The sequence below is a fragment of the Exiguobacterium sp. s91 genome (genome assembly GCF_018618915.1).
GTDB classification, from domain to species: domain Bacteria; phylum Bacillota; class Bacilli; order Exiguobacteriales; family Exiguobacteriaceae; genus Exiguobacterium_A; species Exiguobacterium_A abrahamii.
Window position 1 is genome coordinate 1,220,568 of record NZ_JACSMZ010000001.1, and the last position, 16,778, is coordinate 1,237,345.

Below are 16,778 nucleotides of genomic sequence, written 5' to 3' on the forward strand. Positions count from 1 at the left end.
TGAACTGACAGCATCTAAATACGAGGAGGAAATGAAAATGGAGAAATTAAACATTGGTATCATCTTAGGATCCACACGTGAAGGACGCCTCAGCCCACAAGTCGGGAACTGGGTCAAACAACTCGCCGATCAACGGGGGGATGCAAACTACACGATTCTTGATATCGCCGACTACAAATTACCGCTTCTAGGTGAAAAGAATGGGGATGCGTCGGGTGCTGCTGCTTGGTCGAAGGATGTCGCAGCACAAGACGGCTTCGTCTTCATCGTCCAGGAATACAACCATTCGATTGCAGCGTCACTCAAGAACGCGCTCGATTATCTACGTGTCGAATGGAACAACAAAGCGGCAGGGATCGTCTCTTATGGTTCTGTCGGTGGGGCACGGGCAGCCGAACATTTGCGCGGCATCTTAGGTGAGTTATTGATCGCCGACGTCCGGGTGCATCCGGCGTTATCCTTGTTCACTGATTTCGAGAACGGATCGGTCTTAAAAGCGGCAGCCGTTCAAGAAACATCGGTCAACCAAATGCTCGATCAAGTCATCCCGTGGGCAACAGCATTAAAAACAATTCGCTAAATCGTGATTGATCAGAAAACCCCCTCATTTCGCTGAAATGAGGGGGTTTTCTATCGTTGTCATGTACAACACGACGTGACGCGGCGCAGATCCTTTTCTTGAACGTAAAGCGTGTGTTGGCGGACTTTGTAAGGAATGTCAGCCGCTTGAAGCCGTTCGAGATAGTGACCTGTTGGAGCGACCGTCCATTTCACATATGTCGTTGCGGCATTCGGTGAGGCGAGACAGATGAGTAGCAAAAGCGGAAGGATCCATTTTCGAAGTTGCAAGCGTATACCTCCTCTATTATTTCAAATACTGTATTAATGATTTTATTGTTAAAATTAAAAATCACGACTCACGTCAGCAAAAAATAACTGACCATCAAGCCGACCAACAGACCACCAAAGACAAGTCGATAGACGGGTGAACGATGGGTTCCTTTGCTTCGTTTGACTTGATAGACGATGAAATAGGTCACACTGGTCACCATGACGAGGATCGCCAGTGTACTGAGTAAAGTAGACATCAGCATTCCTCCTTATCGTAAGATTTTAGCTAACGCTTTTCCTTTCGCCAATTCATCGACGAGTTTGTCGAGAATCCGGATGTTACGAATGTGCGGATCCGTTAGATTTTCCACACGAATCCCGCAGATGACGCCAGTGACTAAAAATCGGCGTTCGTTCAGGTCGGGTGCGTGCTCGAAAAAGGCTGCGACAGTTTGGGTTTGTATGGCTTGTTCAAGAGTTGATTGCGTGTGTCCGGTCAACCAGAACAGCACTTCATCAAGCTCGTCTTGCGTCCGTTGCTTGCGCTCGACTTTTTGACGGTATACCTGATACAGCTGCTGCATCGGCATTTGAAATACTTTTTCGTAACTCATCTGAATCGCCTCCTTTCATGGTAACATATGGGAAAAGGTCTTGTGTCAAGGATTTTAAGTCGGTTTGGAGGTGCAGGATGAAATGAGACGTCGAATCATTGGAATGACTTTCATGACGTGCCTAGTACTATTTTTAGGCGTCGTAGGTGTAAAACTATCGTATCAGGCATTGATCGATCCACCGATTGATCAATCGACAGGAAACTGGGTACGTGTTCCGAGTACGATTTTACCGACTAAAAAGGTCATCTATGCGAAAAAAGAGCAAATCATCAAACAACTGGATTCTTCAAAAAGCGGGCACGAAGGATATCGGAAGGAACCTAAAAAGAAAAAACCGATTGAGCTTGGGAAAGGTTTCTTGACAGATGCGATCAATCAAATCGTACGTGTGACTCCTTGGATGGTCGCTTTAGTGATCATCTTCTATCTGTATCGTCGACAACGATTCAACCGCATGCAGTGGTCATTTCCACCAAGGCATCAACCAAAACGAACCGCTCTATCGCTAACGCTAACGCCTGAAGTCCAGTCCTCATCAGAAGACAGTATGCTTGATTCAAAAATTCGTGAAGCAGTGCGCGCGTTCAATCGGTCACTTGCTCCAGCGCAACAGCGACGGACACATGAGACGCTGACGGAGTGGTTAACACGCCTAGAGGTCACGGTTCCGCGTGAGGTCTATCAGCTCGTTCGGTATGCCGACGTGGCAGAGCAGACACTTGATTCTTCTCGACGGACTGCTTTCCTTGAACAACTTAAGCAAAATCAGACACGGCTCGTATAATCAGCCGTGTCTTTTTTGATGTCCACGATACTTGTTGAGGGCGAGCATATTTAAGAGGAACAGTGCTGCACCATAAAGGAATAGTCCGAGCCAGAACGGCCAGATGCTTGACCAACCATTGCCGTAGACAAGCACTTCCTTGATTGCACTCGCCCCGTAGAAGATCGGGGTGATATATCCGATGTTACCGAGTCCGTACGGAATCAAATCAAGCGGAATCAAACCCGAGAAGAAGATTTGCGGAATGATCGTAAAGGGAATCAACTGGACGACTTGTAATTCAGACTGGGCAAAGATTGAAATCGTTGCCCCGAACAAGACCGCGACGACGGCAAGTCCAAGCATCGTCAGGAAGACCCAGATGATCGAACCATCTGATGGCAAATCAAGAACGGTCGTCGCATATAGGACAACAAGAATGGCTTGGATGGAAGCGAAGACGCTATAACCGAGCGTATAGCCGAAGATGACGTCCGTTTGGCGAATTGGTGTCATCATCAATCGCTCGAGCGTTCCGCCACTGCGTTCCTTGACGAGTGCCATTGCCGATAAGATAAAGACGAAAAAGAAGGAAAACAAGGATAAAAAGACGAAACCGAGCGCGTCAAACGTCGATTGATCGACATCGCCGTAGAGATAGTTCGTCTCAAGTTGCATCGTTGGTTGCAGTGACGCAAGTCCAGCTTGAATCTCGCGTAGTGCTTTCGAACTTTTCGTCGATGGTTCGCGGAGACTTAAGGACAGCTGATTGTCGCTCATCTCTAAGACGACGTCGACCGTTTCATGATCTTTGAGATAGGCGTCCGCATCACTGCCGTTATACGTTTTAAGCGACAGATCCTGTTTTTCGATCGCTTGTGAGACCGGAGCCGGTACATCTTGACTGATGGCGACGACAGGCGTGTAGTCATCGTTTCCAAGTAGGAAATAGATCAAGGTGAAGATCAATAACGGAGCAAGTAAAATCAGTCCGACGCTTCGTTTATCGTTCAACGTTTGACGGATGACCCGTCGTGCGAGTTGCCACATCACGTCACGTCCTTTCCAGCGAGCAGGAATAGTTCCTCGACCTGACCGTTTTCAGTCTGTGCGAGCAAACGGTCGAGCGGATCGTAGGCGATGATCCGACCGTTATAGATCAATGCTGCCCGGTCACATTCATTGATTTCATCCATGACGTGGGTCGAGACGACAATCGTCGTACCTTGCGCACGAATCGCTTGGAATTGATTCCAAATCTGGCGGCGTAACACGGGATCAATCCCGACGGTCGGCTCATCCAGGAATAAGACGGTCGGACGATGCAAGATTGAGATGGCGAGGGACAATCGTTTCTTCATCCCGCCGGAATAATGGCGAACGAGCTTTTTTTGATCATTCGTTAAATCGACGAGTGTCAAGACCTCCTCAATGCGTTTTGCTAAATCCTGACGGGACATGTTGTATAGGGAACCGAAAAACTGTAGGTTCGAAAGCCCCGATAAATCCTCATACAAAGCATCGTTTTGTGGCATGAAACCGATCTGCGATAACATCTTGAAGCTTGGCATCGAAGTGTCACCAATCTGAATCGAACCTGCGTCTGCCTGGATCGCACCAATCATCAAACGAATCAGTGTCGTCTTACCAGAACCTGACGGACCAAGTAACCCACAAATCTCACCGGACGGAATCAAAAGATCAATCTGTTGGAGGACGTTCTGTTGATGAAACGATTTTGATACACCGTGCAATTGTAAATCCATCGTATTCTCCCTCCTTTTATGAAATAATTATTGAACAACGTGTTGATTAATTTCATTATAAAAGGGAGAGAAACTGGGAGCAATGACCAGTTGACGTCCATCTGTCGCTTAAGCGACACATCCTTCTAAAATGTTGAAGAAAGAGGCGATTTCGATGAAAAAACAGGATTTACGCGTTATCCGGACCGACCGGAGGATTCGTGAGACGTTCCTTCAGCTGATCGACGAAGTCGGCTTTGATGCTGTGACGATCAAGTTGTTGACGGATCGGGCGGAAGTCAACCGCGGGACGTTCTACCATCATTACGCGGATAAATACGAACTACTCGAGCGGATGACGAATGAGATTTTTGAAAAGATTGAAGCGACGTTTGAACGCGAGATTCCCTTTGTCCTGATCAACCAAAAAGAGGACTCACCGTACCGACGAATCATTCCGTTTCTAACGTTTCTTTATGAACACCGAACGCTGATGCGGATCCTACTCAGTCCGACGAGTGACGGGATGTTTCGAAAGCGGGTACGTGATTACATGCAACAGATTCTGTTTTCAGGACTACCGGAACAAGGAGAACGGCTCGTTCCAGAAAATTATCTCATTGCCTATCTCTCAGCCGCTCATCTCGGTGTCATCGAATCCTGGTTGAGCCATTCAAACGAGACATCACCGGATGAAATTGCGCGAATCATCTTTACGATTTCGATGGAAGGGCCGTTTCGAGCAGCGGGGTTCCGACGATGAGTCTTGAGCAAGTGTTAGAAAAAGTCGTCGCGTGTTTGCAGCATGAACAGATTCACTTTGGTATCGGGGGTTCATTATTGTTACACCATCATGGACTGCCTGTCACTCCGCGCGACATCGATCTCGTCGTCGCGTTAGCGGACGCCGAACGGGCAGTCCTATTGTTATCTGAGATGGGAACTGTCGTTGAACAAGACGAGACGTCACTCTATGCAACGGAAGTATTCCAAGAATTTATGATCGAAGGAATCGATCTTGATCTGATGAGCGGACTGCAGATTCGCCATGGCGAGGGTGTGTTCGTCTATCCGTTTGATGAACAATCGATCGATTCAGCTGGACTATCGTTCATGGCACTCGTCGATTGGTACGTCATCTATCAACTGATTCCGGGACGGGAACAAAAGGTCACGATGATCGAAGACGTATTTACGAAACAGAAAGTGGACCGAGAGCGACTGGAACAGCTGAGACGACTCGTTCTTCCAAAAGCAATAAGGAATCGGATAGGTCAATGGCTGAACTAACTCATAAGTCGCGCAATAAAACGACTTCGTTCGTTGCCGGTAAGTAAGCATGATCGGAGTCGAGCAGTCCGCAGAGGACGTACTGATCGAGCGCATGGTCGAAGACATAATATGGCTTTAATGTCAGATAAGGCATGAGTGCGTCACGTATGGCTTCTTTGGGCACGCTATTAGGCAACGGTTGTGACGAGTCATGGTAGAGCGCGATAATCGACTCGTTATCAACGATTAGGCTAATTTCATAAGTATCTTCAATCAGGAGAATCGTCAAACGACGTTTATGAGCGAGATTTATATCGTCACGAGTCCGGCGTACTTTCACGTTAATGAATGGAAAATCCCGATAGATTTCCTGAATCGTCCACGCTCCTGACTCCTCCGGATACTCCGCAGCGATGAGGTCTACAGCAATTGACTTACAAGTCATCAATGTCCCATCGGTCAACGGTCGGTAATCCGGGTGTGGCGTTTGAGCTTCGGCATCGCGTGCCGTGACGGCGTCTCTCCGTTTAATCAATTTGCGCGTGTAGGAGAACGTAGATGGTTTGTCCCATGTCACGATCTCATTCATGGCAACGGACGAAGTGTCTGGATCACTAAAGGGATACGTGAGCGAGTCGTTTTGAGAAACAAAGATTTCCTCGATTGTATGCGCCTGTATTCGTTGTTGATCACCAGGAGCTGAAAAGAACCGTATCTGTTCTGTAATGATCGGTATGATTTGAACAGGTGACAGTGAAAACGATTCAGTCGGATACTTGTTGCTCAGGGCGGGGGTTCCATACACACTGAAAAAATCAAGCGCTCCGTCGTCCGTCAATTCAAGCGAAATGAAAAAACCAGGGAAGAGGCGAATTCCGTTTTGGCAGCTGACATACTGATACAGCGAATCTTGGTGCTTCAATAACATGAACTCCTGGTCGAACGTCATTCCTAATTCTTGCTCTAGCCAGGAAGTTTGTGTGTCTGAATCACGCAAGTCCTCTGGAAGAGAATAAATTGTGACATCACCATGTTTGTTGATTGATGTCGTTCGTCGTGTAGCTGTATCGACTTGAATCTCTATCGTACCGTCTGGATAACTCTCGTCTTCAGACCAAGGGCCGTGATTGATGGGGAACCAACACGTCTCAAGCGAATATTGCGTTTCACCACGAATTTTTTCACGGCGATAGAAGGTTTCATGTAAAACATAATCGTTCAGTTGATATTTATCTTGAATATGGGAGATTAAATCTTTCGTTAATGGATGCAACTCGTTCACTCCTTCGTATCTATCTTCACTTTATAGATTGCGCAATAAAACGACTTCATTTGTTGCCGGTAAGTAAGCATGGTTCGAGTCAAGTAAGCCACAAAGAACGTATTGACCTTTTGAAGCGGCAAACACATAACGCGGCGTGAGTAAAAGGTACGGACGTAATGCGTTGAAGATGATGTCTTGCTGCTCATCCTCGAGCTCCGGTGCGCTAACGGAATCGAACACGGTATGGAGTTCCTGATCGTCGGTCAAGCTAATCCAGTGAAGCGTCTTTTCGTCAAGGAGAATCGTGACGCGCCGATGCTGCTCAACATAGGACGTCGGATGCGCGCGTGACAATTTGACAGCAAGGTAGGGATGTTGCCGGTAAATGTGACGAATCGCCCATTGTCCTGATTCACTAGGGTAGACGTTTTGGACGATTTCTTGAATCGTAATTTGACAGGCGTTCACCGTCTCTTGCTGGATCGGACGAAAATCAGGATGTTCGGATTGCGTGATCACATCCTCTGCTGTCACGCTTGCTGCTGATTGGATAGGATGGCGTTTGAGAATTGAAGAGGACGGATTTGTCCACGTTAAGATGTCATTTCGATCGAGTGACGACGTGAAATCCAGTTTACTAGGCACAAGGATAGACCCTTCTTGCGTCACGAACGTCTCGACGACGGTATGCGCGTATTGATGTCCTGGTTTTGTATAGGAGAACCATTTTAGTTGTTGTTTAGTTAGCGATTCGATGTCCTCGAGCGTTAAGGCGAAAGGTTCCTGTTTCACATGATGATCAAGCGGATGAGGACCGTATAGGAACAACTCATCGAGTTGACCGTTGTCCGTTAACGTCAGATGAATGAAACAACCGGGAGACAGCCGAATCCCTTCATGACAACTCACATAACTAAAAAAAGTGTCGTTTTCTTCTTCTACCATAAAATGCGTACCATGGATCATGTCGGTCTCTGATTCGATCCAAGCCATCCGAGTGGTTGGATCACGTAAATCGTTAGGCACGGAATGAATCGAGGTCGGACCGTGTAAGGATAACGTCGTCGTTCGTTTCGTAACAGGGTCAATCGTAATCTGCACGGTTCCTTCTGGAAGCATCGTTCCATCCTCTTCCTCGATAACCGATGCACCTCGCGGAATCCAAAACGTTTCAAAAGAGTAAACGGTTTGGTCGTTTATTTTGTGTCGAGCGTAAGATGACTCATAGAGAATGTAATCATTTAACTGATACTTCTCGAGAGTGTATTCAATTAGCTGTTTTGTTAAAGGATCCAAAGGATTCACTCCTTTTCTTGTACGTCTTCTGTATCGTCAACTAAGGTCGGAACGACGAAGTCGGGTAAGGTATTAAACAGGCGATCGGCCGTCTCAAAAAACGGTTGATTCGAGACAACATTCACGACATCTGCATCGTAGCTGAACGCAAAGATAGACATGTTTTCCTGCATGGAGACGATGACCGTTTTTTCTGGTCTTTCGGAGTAGTAGTGCGTTCGGTATTCAATCCGGAAGACATTTGGTTTGGTCGACCAGATGACAAGATCATTCCAACTCGCGTGGGAATGTAAGTAAGAATACAGGTGTTGAAAATCGGTAACATGCTTCAGTTCAGCGACGATGACACGTTTGTCCGCAAGTGGTATTAAATCATTATATGTAATTGAACAAAAGCGACATAACGCTTCAAACTCTTCTTCGTCATAACGATTCACCTCTACACAGACGAATAGTGGGAAAGCTTGTAATCGATGAAACCACTGCTCAAGAAATGAACTTTCAAACGAGGAGGATTCATCGTCTGGATTCGTAAAGATGCTAAAAGCTGACGTGTAGTCTTGTTCGATGACGAAGCGCAAATTATCAGGGTCTGAAAAATCATTTGGAATCAATTGAAGATCATCATCGTAATAATAAGGCATGTACTCAAATGTTAATTGCAACATATTCACCTCTGTTTCGTACGTTCAGTGTAACGTGAATCCCTTCATAATGAAGGAGAATTGAAAATTATTACATAATTGTAAGGGTTCAAAATATAGTGAATGTAATATTATAGTAGAATAAATATAAGAGAACCACTGAAATATAGGAGGAAAAAAAGTGTCAGATTTTAATCTAGCTATGAACGTGTTATTCGGAAGTGTCCATATCATCCTCATGGCGATGGCTGTTCCATCAATCATCTACGCGCTTTATCTGTTACGAAAAATTGCTAATAAATAATTGCAGGGATTTATTGGTAAGAACAAGAAGATAGTTAAAGTACCTACGCATCATTTAAAGGAGGCGATAACATGTCATTTTGGACATGGTTTGCAATCTTATTTGTGTTAGCGGTTAGTGTCTACGCATCTTCTCAACCAAAACGTTCGAAGAAATAACAAAGGCGCGACTTCCATTGTGGAAGCGCGCCTTTTTGTTTGTTCAGTTTTGCGTATCGAGCCAAGCGATCGCGTCCGTTAAGTCGTCGGCAATATAGTCGACGTTTGCTTGTTCCACCCGGTCAGCGTAATCACGAATGGAGCTCTCTCCGGCACCGGTTCGGACTAAGATTTTGATACACCCGGCGTGCGCAGCTGCCACCATATCACTCCATCGGTCCCCGATGACGACACATTGATCGAGTCGGAGATCGTGTTTTGCTTGTGCTTGCCTTAATAATTCAGGTGATGGTTTGCGACAGGTGCAATAATCTTCCGCGGCATGCGGGCAAATCAGCGTATCATCAAAGCCTAAGCTCAGTAATTCTGTCCGAAAATCCTCTTCACGCGCCAATCCTTTTGAGATACCAGGTTGATTTGTAAACGCAATCAGTAAAATCCCTTGATTACGTAAGCGTTCGATTAACGAAGAAACGTATGGAAATAACGCAAACGTTCCAGGGTAGTGGACGGTAGCATCTCCACCAATCGTTCCGTCTCGGTCAAGAAATATTGCCTGAATAGAATTCATGTGTACAACTCCTTAGTTTACGAAGCATCTTTTAGTTCTTGATACGGTTGGACACGTGCTGCCAGTTGAGCTGGGATGAAGGCGGCGATGACACCGAACAAAATCGGTAAGGCAAGCGATACGCCAATCAACAACGGTTCATTCCACGGTACGAGGTCATACAAGACATAAATCGTCGAATAGGCAACGATCAGTCCAATGATGCCGGAAATTAAACCGACGAGGAAGCCTTCAAGGACGATCAACTGACGGATCGCTCTGTTCGTCCAGCCGAGCGCTTTTAAGACGGCGAGTGAGGCGCGGCGATCGGTGACGTTTTGCCACATAATTTCACCCGTCGTCAAAATAGCGATTGTGATTGCAACGCCCATCGTCACGTAATGCATCGGACCGACTTGCAAGGCAACGAATTGTCCGAGCCACGATGAATAGAGAACACCTTGTAAATGGAACGTTACGAATAAGAAGAACGTCAGCAGAGCCGTTGGAAGAGCGATTGAGAGAACGGACAGGCTATTACGTTTCCATTTCCCGATCAGTTCTTTTAGCGCCAATGTCACGGTCGAACGAAGCTTTAGTCCGACACGAGCCGCCTTTGCATACTCGCCTGTTTTGATCGCTTCGTACGGCGAGATCCGGCGAATCGTCCACGCCGACCAAGCGGCACCAGCGAGGTAGATGACGAGACTGAACAGCGCAATCCAGAGGAGGCTCCAGCCGTTCATCGCTTCGTTACGGACATACGAGAAGATCCCTTCGACGATCAAGGCGATTGTTGAAACGAATCCGGCGAGGATCGCCGCCTCGATCAGGACGATTTTGTAGAGATCCTTCGTCCGCCAGCCGAGTGCGAGTAAAACGGCAAATTCTTTTCTGCGCGCGAGCATCGAGACATAACTCGTCGCGAGGACATAGACGATCGCGACGGCAAGCATCGCGAAGATGACACCGGAGAACCCGACGCTCGTCTCGCGGAAGATTGTCATCGCAGCACCGATGTGGATCCAAGGTTGTTCAATCCAACCGAGCGTCTTCCCGTCATCGATCACCTTCGTGACGACCGGTTGAGGAGAGGAACCTTTGGTGATCGTAGCGATGAGACCGGTTTCTCGTTCGATTTGTTGCTTCACGTCTTGGAGTAATTGTTCGGACTTCTCACCCATCTGTTTGGCACCACTGATTTTTAAACGGATGGACGAAATGGATTGTTTTCCGTTGATCAGTTGAGCGGCGTTTAAGGTCGTTAAAATATTCGGTGAACCCGTCAATAGGTCAACCGGGTTATTCGATGAATTGATGGTAGGTGACGGATTGATCGGCTTTCCTGTTGCATCAAGGACCAGATTAGCGGTCGCCGGGCGATACGTTTCTAACGGTAGTTCATTCAACGGATCTTTGGATACTGTGATTTTTTTCGGGTCAAACAATCCGATGACATCAAAGTCGACGGTTGGAGTAAGTTCAGATACTTCTTTCGTGTCTGTATCTTTGACTTTCATCTTGCTGAACTGGACGGGACGGTATCCTTTTGAGGGGAGGATGGGAATATCAAAAAGCGATTGATCAGTTTGAAGCGTCTCGCTGTTCAACGAGTAGGCTTGACTCCATCGCTTCGGAAACGGGCTATCGGTTGCAGTATAGTTTAAAGCTCCCGTCCGGTAGAGTAGCTGTCCAGATGAGGTGACTTCAAGTTCTTTTCGTTTCACGGAATCTGGTTTTGCTAAAGCATTGAACAACAGTGAATCTAGACGTTTTGCGGAAATACGTTTCGTTTCGAGTGTTTTACTTTTAATCGTTCCTAAATAATCCTGTAGTTCTGATTGCTGTTGGAGGCGGTCGATCGTCTCCGTCTGTTGTTGTTCCGTTTTAAATGGTAAATCAAGCCGTTCGATTTTAAAGTCGGTATATCCCGCATCTGAAGTATTCGGATTGATGAGGATCGGTAACGTAAAACCGTTAACGACATTAGATGTCGGATTTGCTTGGTCCGTCTCTTCGAAATAACGGGATGTGGGACTTTTCTTGACGCTTTTATCGAGACCGACGAGGCGTGCTTCTTGTTCCGGGTCGATTGCGACAATCATCGCCATCTTCGAAGGGTTGATATCCTCGACGAAGAAGTTATCGAGGTTTGGGATGCGTAATTCAGAAGAGACGTCACTCTTGATGGCATGGATGTTGGTCGTGAAGAGCTTCTCCTTCTTCAATCCGGAATCACTGTACTCCGTGCGAGAAATGCGATAGAACCCAGGGGCTTTCGGAGCTGTCATCTGATCTTTGATGGTTAGACCGATATTGGCATATCCTATCACCGCTACTGGCGCGGCAATGTCCACATCCTCGATCTGTTTGATTTTTTCATACTGTGCGAAAGAAATACCACCTGTAATACTGTTTAAGTAGTTGGGCTCCAGCAAATCATTCGACTCCGTCGACATCTGACTGCCTTTCGGTCGAACGACGATATCATACGCTGACGACCATTTCTTTTGTAACGTCTGCTCGACCGTACCCTGATTTGAATCGGTCAAGTTGAACATCAGACTGAGTCCAGCGCTGATGATGAGCGCACCGACGAGCGTCAAAATGAATTTTCCACGTTGCCGGCGCCACTGGTTTAAGACAAAATGAAACATCGTCATTCCTCCTTTTATGGGGTAAAAGCTACGAAAAACGGATGAGACTGTTCATCTAAGATATGTATGATTCGTTCGCTGAAGTTCGACCACGTTACGCGTCGTAACACTTCTTCGAGCGGGAAAAAACCGACTGCTAAACTTTCGCTGCTCGTCTGCGGTTGACCACCAATCGCTTTTGCAAGCCAACAGGTCGCACAGACATTCGCCTCGAGATTTTGATAGATGCCGCAAAATTTCACGATTTCAATCTCAATTCCAGACTCTTCTTTGACTTCGCGAATGATACCGTCAGCTGCACTTTCCCCAGGCTCGACGATGCCACCCGGAAACTCCCAACCGCGATCTGGTCCTTGGATCAAAAGAATCTCGTTTTGGTCATTCAAGACGACCGCTCCAGCTGATAACGAATAAATCGATGTCGGTAACATAGACTTCCTCCTGTGAAGAGAGGGACAACGCCTGTTGCCCCTCCGCCAAATATTAAGATGCATCTTTCAGTTCTTGATACGGTTGAACACGTGCTGCCAGTTGTGCTGGGATGAAGGCTGCAATGACACCGAACAGAATCGGTAGGGCGAGCGATACGCCAATCAATAACGGCTCATTCCAGGGAACAAGATCGTATAAAACGTAAATCGTCGAGTAGGCGACAATCAGTCCAATGACTCCGGAGATGAGACCGACGAGGAAACCTTCAAGGACAATCAATTGACGGATCGCGCCGTTCGTCCAGCCGAGTGCTTTTAGGACGGCGAGCGATGCCCTACGATCGGTGACGTTTTGCCACATGATCTCACCCGTCGTTAAGATAGCGATCGTGATCGCAACACCCATCGTCACGTAATGCATCGGACCGACTTGCAGGGCAACGAACTGACCGAGCCACGAAGTGTAAAGAACACCCTGTAAATGGAACGTCACGAATAAGAAGAACGTCAAGAGCGCCGTCGGTAGAGGAATCGAGAGGACCGACAAACTGTTCCGCTTCCATTTCCCGATTAGTTCTTTTAGTGCGAGTGTCGCGGTCGAACGAAGCTTCAGTCCGACACGAGCCGCTTTCGCGTATTCACCGGTCTTGATCGCTTCGTATGGTGAGATGCGACGGATCGTCCACGCCGACCAGGTCGCACCAGCCAGGTAGATGACGAGACTGAACAGCGTGATCCAGAGGAGACTCCAGCCGTTCATCGCTTCGCTCCGAACGATTGAGAAGATTCCTTCGACAATCAAGGCAATCGTCGAGACGAATCCGGCGAGGATTACCGCCTCGATCAAGACTATTTTGTAGAGATCCTTCGTCCGCCAGCCGAGTGCGAGTAAGACAGCGAATTCTTTCCGGCGGGCGAGCATCGAAACATAACTCGTCGCGAGGACATAGACGATCGCGACAGCAAGCATCGCGAAGATAACACCGGAGAATCCAACGCTCGTCTCTCGGAAGATTGTCATCGCAGCACCGATATGAACCCATGGTTGTTCAATCCAACCGAGTGTCTTGCCTTGTTCGACGACTTTTATGACGACGGGTTGTGGGGAAGAACCCTTAGTGATCGTAGCGATGAGGCCAGTTTCTCGCTCGATTTGTTGCTTCACGTCTTGGAGTAATTGTTCTGACTCTTCACTGACGGTCGAAGTCCCTTTGATTTTTAGACGAATCGACGAAATCGATTTTTCACCATATGTCTCTTTTGCAACATCAAGTGTTGTTAGAATATGCGGTGAGTTTGTCAGTAGTCCGACCGGGTTTCCAGACGATTGAATTTTTCGAGCTGGATTGATCGGTTGTTGTTTTTCGTCAAGAACTAAATCAGCCGTTGACGGTCTGTACGTCTCCATCGGTAACTGATTTAACGGATCTTTTGAAACCTGAATGTTGTCAGCATCATATTGTCCGATGATGTTCATCGAAAAATAAGGTACGACGTAAGGGAGCATTCCCGGATCTTTCGAGTTAAATTTTTTGCCCGTCGATTGAATCGAGCGATAACCGAATGTAGGAACATTAGTTTCAGAAAAATTCCAATTTTTTAATTTTGTTGGAGCTGTTTCAACGGCATACGCATTGGACCAGCGTGTAGGAAAGGGACTTTTAGTAGCCTTGTATTTTAGTGGACTCGTTTTAAAGAATAGACCTACCTCAGTGGAACCAGTAGCGTCACGATTCATGAATCGTGTCGTTTTTCCATTCAATGAATTTAGAAAAATACGTTGCATATCCATGACGGAAACTGTTTCCGTCTGTAGAACTTTTGCTGGGTAGTCATTTAAAGATGAATTAAACGACGTTTTGTGCAGATCTTCTTTTGCAAGACGATTGATAAACGAGTGTTGCTCTTTGGCAGTCGAGAAAGGTACCTTTAATTTTTCGACTTTAAATGAAAAATTACCGCGACTCACGGCATCGGGATCGATGATGACTGGGATGGTATGGAATGAGCCATCACTTCCTCCTTTACGATATTGGTCCGTCTCTTCAAAATACCGTGAATTTTTACCTTTAAGAATACTCTTATCTAGTCCGACAAGTTTAGCTTCTGCGTCTGGATCGATTGCAACGAGAAGTGTCAGGTGATTCATCGTAAGATTCGAAAACTCTTGTATCGGTCTGGTAGAGAATGTTTTCTTTTCTGGAGCAGGATTTTTTAATCCTTGGGCAATATGATAGGACTGATCATAAAGGCGCTCTTTTTTAATACCCGAGTCATCGTATTCTTGCGTCGTTAACCGATATACTCCGTCTTCTTTTGGGAATTTTAAGACCTTCGGAACGTTAACATTGAAGCTTGCATAGCCCATCACGGCGACGGGTGCCGCAATTTCAATGTCGTTCATTTTCTTGATGGTTTCGTATTGTTTGAAGGAAATTCCTCCGTCGATTCCATTCAAATAGTTCGGTTCCAGTAAATTATTCGACTCACTTGCAAGCTGACTTCCTTTCGGTCGTACGACGATGTCGTACGCAGACGACCATTTCTTTTGTAATGTCTGTTCAACCGTTCCTTGACTGGAGTCGGTAAGATTGAACATCAAACTGAGTCCGGCACTGATGATGAGCGCACCGACGAGCGTCAGAATGAATTTCCCTCGCTGCCGGTGCCAGTGATTGATGACGAAACGAAGCATATGTAGTCTCCTTTGCTTGTTATTGGGAGAACTGCGTCTTTAAATAACGCGCAAGATCTTGTTCGAAATGGTAAATCGCTTGTGCATCGAGTGCTTCTACTTCTGCTTGCGCTGCGTAGCGGGTGACGAAGTAAGGGGAGAGTGGCGTTACCAGATGAATGCGCTCCGTCCAGTCTGTCAATGATTCATGGCTTCGTCGTCTGAGGGCCCGTGGTAATCGTTGGTTAAAATCAAATAGCATCAGGCGTAATGATTCTTCAGGCGGAGTAAGCATCGATTGAAGGTTTGTTTGTTGGACATAACTTTCAGGAGATGGTTGGACCCAATGGTTTGCTTCACTTTCAGATTCTCGTGATTGTGATGAACGTCGCCGACGACGAAGAATCCGGTATCCTACGAAAGCAACGAGTAAAAGTACAGCGGTGAAGAATAGAAGTTTGTTGGAAGAAGACGTACTTTCTACGATATTCATTAACGAAAGCGGAGGGAGATTTTTTACTTTTCGATCACGTGGTGTTCCACCCGTATTTTTATTTTGTTCATCGGACTCACCTAAATCGATGCCGTCTTCTCGCTCATCGATTTTGTCATCGAAATTACAACTATTTTTTGTGAAGAATAAATTGGATAAGTCATTATGATTACATCCCCGCACGATCGTCGTCTCCTGTTCCGAGAAGTCCGCATTCCGAAACGCTTCATACGCGGACTGCGTTGATACCGATAGCAACAGAAAAACTACAATCGAGCAGATGAAGCTCGTGATTAATTTGGCACGAAACGTGTGCAACGCGAGACACCTCCCTATAAACAGTACTTAGACACTTTGCACCGTGCGCTTCCGGCGGTCTTCAACGATTCGTCCGTCCTGCATGAAGAGAATCCGGTCAGCACGTTCGGCGAGTTCTAGGTCGTGTGTGACAAATAAAACGCCACATTTAGCTTCACGATGCAGCTCTAGTAACAACTCGAAGATTGCGTCTCCGGTCACGGAATCGAGATTACCGGTCGGCTCGTCCGCGAGAATCCATTGCGGATGGTGAAGCAGGGCACGGGCGATCGCAACCCGTTGTTGTTGTCCACCGGATAATTGAGCCGGTAAAGCATTCCGTTTGTCAGCGAGTCCAACCCGTTCGAGTAACTCGAGAATCCGCTCCTCTTGATTGAAGGATGTCTTTTGCTTTAACAAGGCGACCTTTAAGTTCTCAGATACCGTCAGTGCCGGTAATAAGTGAAACTGCTGGAAGATGAATCCGATCTCTTGCGAACGAAATTGCGATAACCGTTTGTTCTTCCAAGACGTGATGTCCTGTCCGTCATAAAGAATCTGACCGGACGTCGGGCGATCAAGCGAACCAAGGAGACTCAGGAACGTTGATTTTCCAGAACCGGATGGACCAACGAGTGCCGTCACCTCACTTTGCGAAAACTGACCGTTTAGTTGATGCAAGACATCGGTCCGGACACCGCTTCGTTCGAATGTATGCGAAATATCTTGAAAGGTAATATCCATAAGACCACTCCTTTTACATAATTTGGTTATGTTCAGTG

19 protein-coding genes are annotated in these 16,778 nt (G+C 46.7%); 5 read left to right on the forward strand and 14 right to left on the reverse strand.

What is annotated here, in order from left to right; translation table 11 throughout:
* The first annotated feature begins 37 nt into the window (after positions 1–37).
* Positions 38–580, forward strand: a complete 543-nt coding sequence (locus KNQ06_RS06175; protein ID WP_215147559.1) for an NADPH-dependent FMN reductase — start codon at positions 38–40, stop codon at positions 578–580.
* A 59-nt stretch (positions 581–639) separates the two neighbouring features.
* Here the strand turns inward: KNQ06_RS06175 and KNQ06_RS06180 are convergent, their stop codons facing one another.
* From KNQ06_RS06180 to KNQ06_RS06190, 3 genes are all read right to left on the reverse strand, one after another.
* Entirely contained in the window at positions 640–849 is a 210-nt protein-coding gene (locus KNQ06_RS06180; protein ID WP_064299809.1) for a hypothetical protein, read from the reverse strand.
* Positions 850–917: 68 nt separating this feature from the next.
* The gene (locus tag KNQ06_RS06185; protein WP_215147561.1) at positions 918–1,088 is read right to left on the reverse strand and encodes a hypothetical protein; all 171 of its coding nucleotides are present in this window, start codon (positions 1,086–1,088) and stop codon (positions 918–920) included.
* A 12-nt stretch (positions 1,089–1,100) separates the two neighbouring features.
* Complete coding sequence (locus KNQ06_RS06190) at positions 1,101–1,445, reverse strand: DUF2200 domain-containing protein (RefSeq protein WP_215147563.1); 345 nt, start codon at positions 1,443–1,445, stop codon at positions 1,101–1,103.
* 82 nt (positions 1,446–1,527) lie between these two features.
* Here KNQ06_RS06190 and KNQ06_RS06195 point away from each other — a divergent pair, with 82 nt between their 5' ends.
* Positions 1,528–2,232, forward strand: coding sequence for a hypothetical protein (locus tag KNQ06_RS06195; RefSeq protein ID WP_215147565.1), 705 nt, complete (start codon positions 1,528–1,530; stop codon positions 2,230–2,232).
* Here the strand turns inward: KNQ06_RS06195 and KNQ06_RS06200 are convergent, their stop codons facing one another.
* Both KNQ06_RS06200 and KNQ06_RS06205 read right to left on the reverse strand, forming a co-directional pair.
* Positions 2,233–3,261, reverse strand: coding sequence for an ABC transporter permease (locus tag KNQ06_RS06200; RefSeq protein ID WP_215147567.1), 1,029 nt, complete (start codon positions 3,259–3,261; stop codon positions 2,233–2,235).
* Positions 3,261–3,977: an ABC transporter ATP-binding protein gene (locus tag KNQ06_RS06205; protein WP_215147569.1), complete on the reverse strand. Its 717-nt coding sequence runs from the start codon at positions 3,975–3,977 to the stop codon at positions 3,261–3,263. Before KNQ06_RS06205 ends, KNQ06_RS06200 begins: the two co-directional genes overlap by 1 nt.
* 154 nt (positions 3,978–4,131) lie before the next feature.
* On the opposite strand from KNQ06_RS06205, the gene KNQ06_RS06210 reads away from it, so the two are divergent.
* Positions 4,132–4,719 (forward strand): TetR/AcrR family transcriptional regulator, encoded by a 588-nt coding sequence (locus tag KNQ06_RS06210; RefSeq protein WP_215147571.1) that lies wholly within the window; start codon positions 4,132–4,134, stop codon positions 4,717–4,719.
* A complete protein-coding gene (locus tag KNQ06_RS06215) occupies positions 4,716–5,246 on the forward strand; it encodes a nucleotidyltransferase family protein (RefSeq protein WP_215147573.1) in 531 nt (176 codons plus the stop codon). The genes KNQ06_RS06210 and KNQ06_RS06215 overlap by 4 nt, the downstream gene beginning before the upstream one ends.
* A gap of 1 nt (position 5,247) precedes the next feature.
* On the opposite strand, the gene KNQ06_RS06220 is transcribed toward KNQ06_RS06215, so the two are convergent.
* From KNQ06_RS06220 to KNQ06_RS06230, 3 genes are read right to left on the reverse strand one after another with little or no spacing between them, the layout of a single operon-like run.
* Complete coding sequence (locus tag KNQ06_RS06220; RefSeq protein WP_215147575.1) at positions 5,248–6,501, reverse strand: hypothetical protein; 1,254 nt, start codon at positions 6,499–6,501, stop codon at positions 5,248–5,250.
* Between the two features lie 30 nt (positions 6,502–6,531).
* Positions 6,532–7,788, reverse strand: coding sequence for a hypothetical protein (locus tag KNQ06_RS06225; protein WP_215147577.1), 1,257 nt, complete (start codon positions 7,786–7,788; stop codon positions 6,532–6,534).
* Positions 7,789–7,793: 5 nt separating this feature from the next.
* Positions 7,794–8,456: a hypothetical protein gene (locus KNQ06_RS06230; RefSeq protein WP_215147579.1), complete on the reverse strand. Its 663-nt coding sequence runs from the start codon at positions 8,454–8,456 to the stop codon at positions 7,794–7,796.
* Positions 8,457–8,613: 157 nt separating this feature from the next.
* Between KNQ06_RS06230 and KNQ06_RS17085 the strand changes: the two genes are divergently transcribed.
* A complete protein-coding gene (locus KNQ06_RS17085; RefSeq protein ID WP_255359375.1) occupies positions 8,614–8,736 on the forward strand; it encodes a hypothetical protein in 123 nt (40 codons plus the stop codon).
* A 201-nt stretch (positions 8,737–8,937) separates the two neighbouring features.
* On the opposite strand, the gene KNQ06_RS06235 is transcribed toward KNQ06_RS17085, so the two are convergent.
* The 6 genes from KNQ06_RS06235 to KNQ06_RS06260 are packed head-to-tail and all read right to left on the reverse strand — an operon-like array spanning position 8,938 to position 16,740.
* Entirely contained in the window at positions 8,938–9,465 is a 528-nt protein-coding gene (locus tag KNQ06_RS06235) for an HAD-IIIA family hydrolase (RefSeq protein ID WP_215147581.1), read from the reverse strand.
* A 17-nt stretch (positions 9,466–9,482) separates the two neighbouring features.
* A complete protein-coding gene (locus KNQ06_RS06240) occupies positions 9,483–12,101 on the reverse strand; it encodes an ABC transporter permease (RefSeq protein WP_215147583.1) in 2,619 nt (872 codons plus the stop codon).
* A gap of 14 nt (positions 12,102–12,115) precedes the next feature.
* The gene (locus KNQ06_RS06245; protein ID WP_214723299.1) at positions 12,116–12,532 is read right to left on the reverse strand and encodes an NUDIX hydrolase; all 417 of its coding nucleotides are present in this window, start codon (positions 12,530–12,532) and stop codon (positions 12,116–12,118) included.
* 52 nt (positions 12,533–12,584) lie between these two features.
* A complete protein-coding gene (locus KNQ06_RS06250) occupies positions 12,585–15,227 on the reverse strand; it encodes an ABC transporter permease (protein WP_215147585.1) in 2,643 nt (880 codons plus the stop codon).
* A gap of 19 nt (positions 15,228–15,246) precedes the next feature.
* Positions 15,247–16,017, reverse strand: coding sequence for a hypothetical protein (locus tag KNQ06_RS06255; protein WP_215147587.1), 771 nt, complete (start codon positions 16,015–16,017; stop codon positions 15,247–15,249).
* 27 nt (positions 16,018–16,044) lie between these two features.
* Positions 16,045–16,740, reverse strand: coding sequence for an ABC transporter ATP-binding protein (locus tag KNQ06_RS06260; RefSeq protein ID WP_215147590.1), 696 nt, complete (start codon positions 16,738–16,740; stop codon positions 16,045–16,047).
* Positions 16,741–16,778 lie beyond the last annotated feature (38 nt).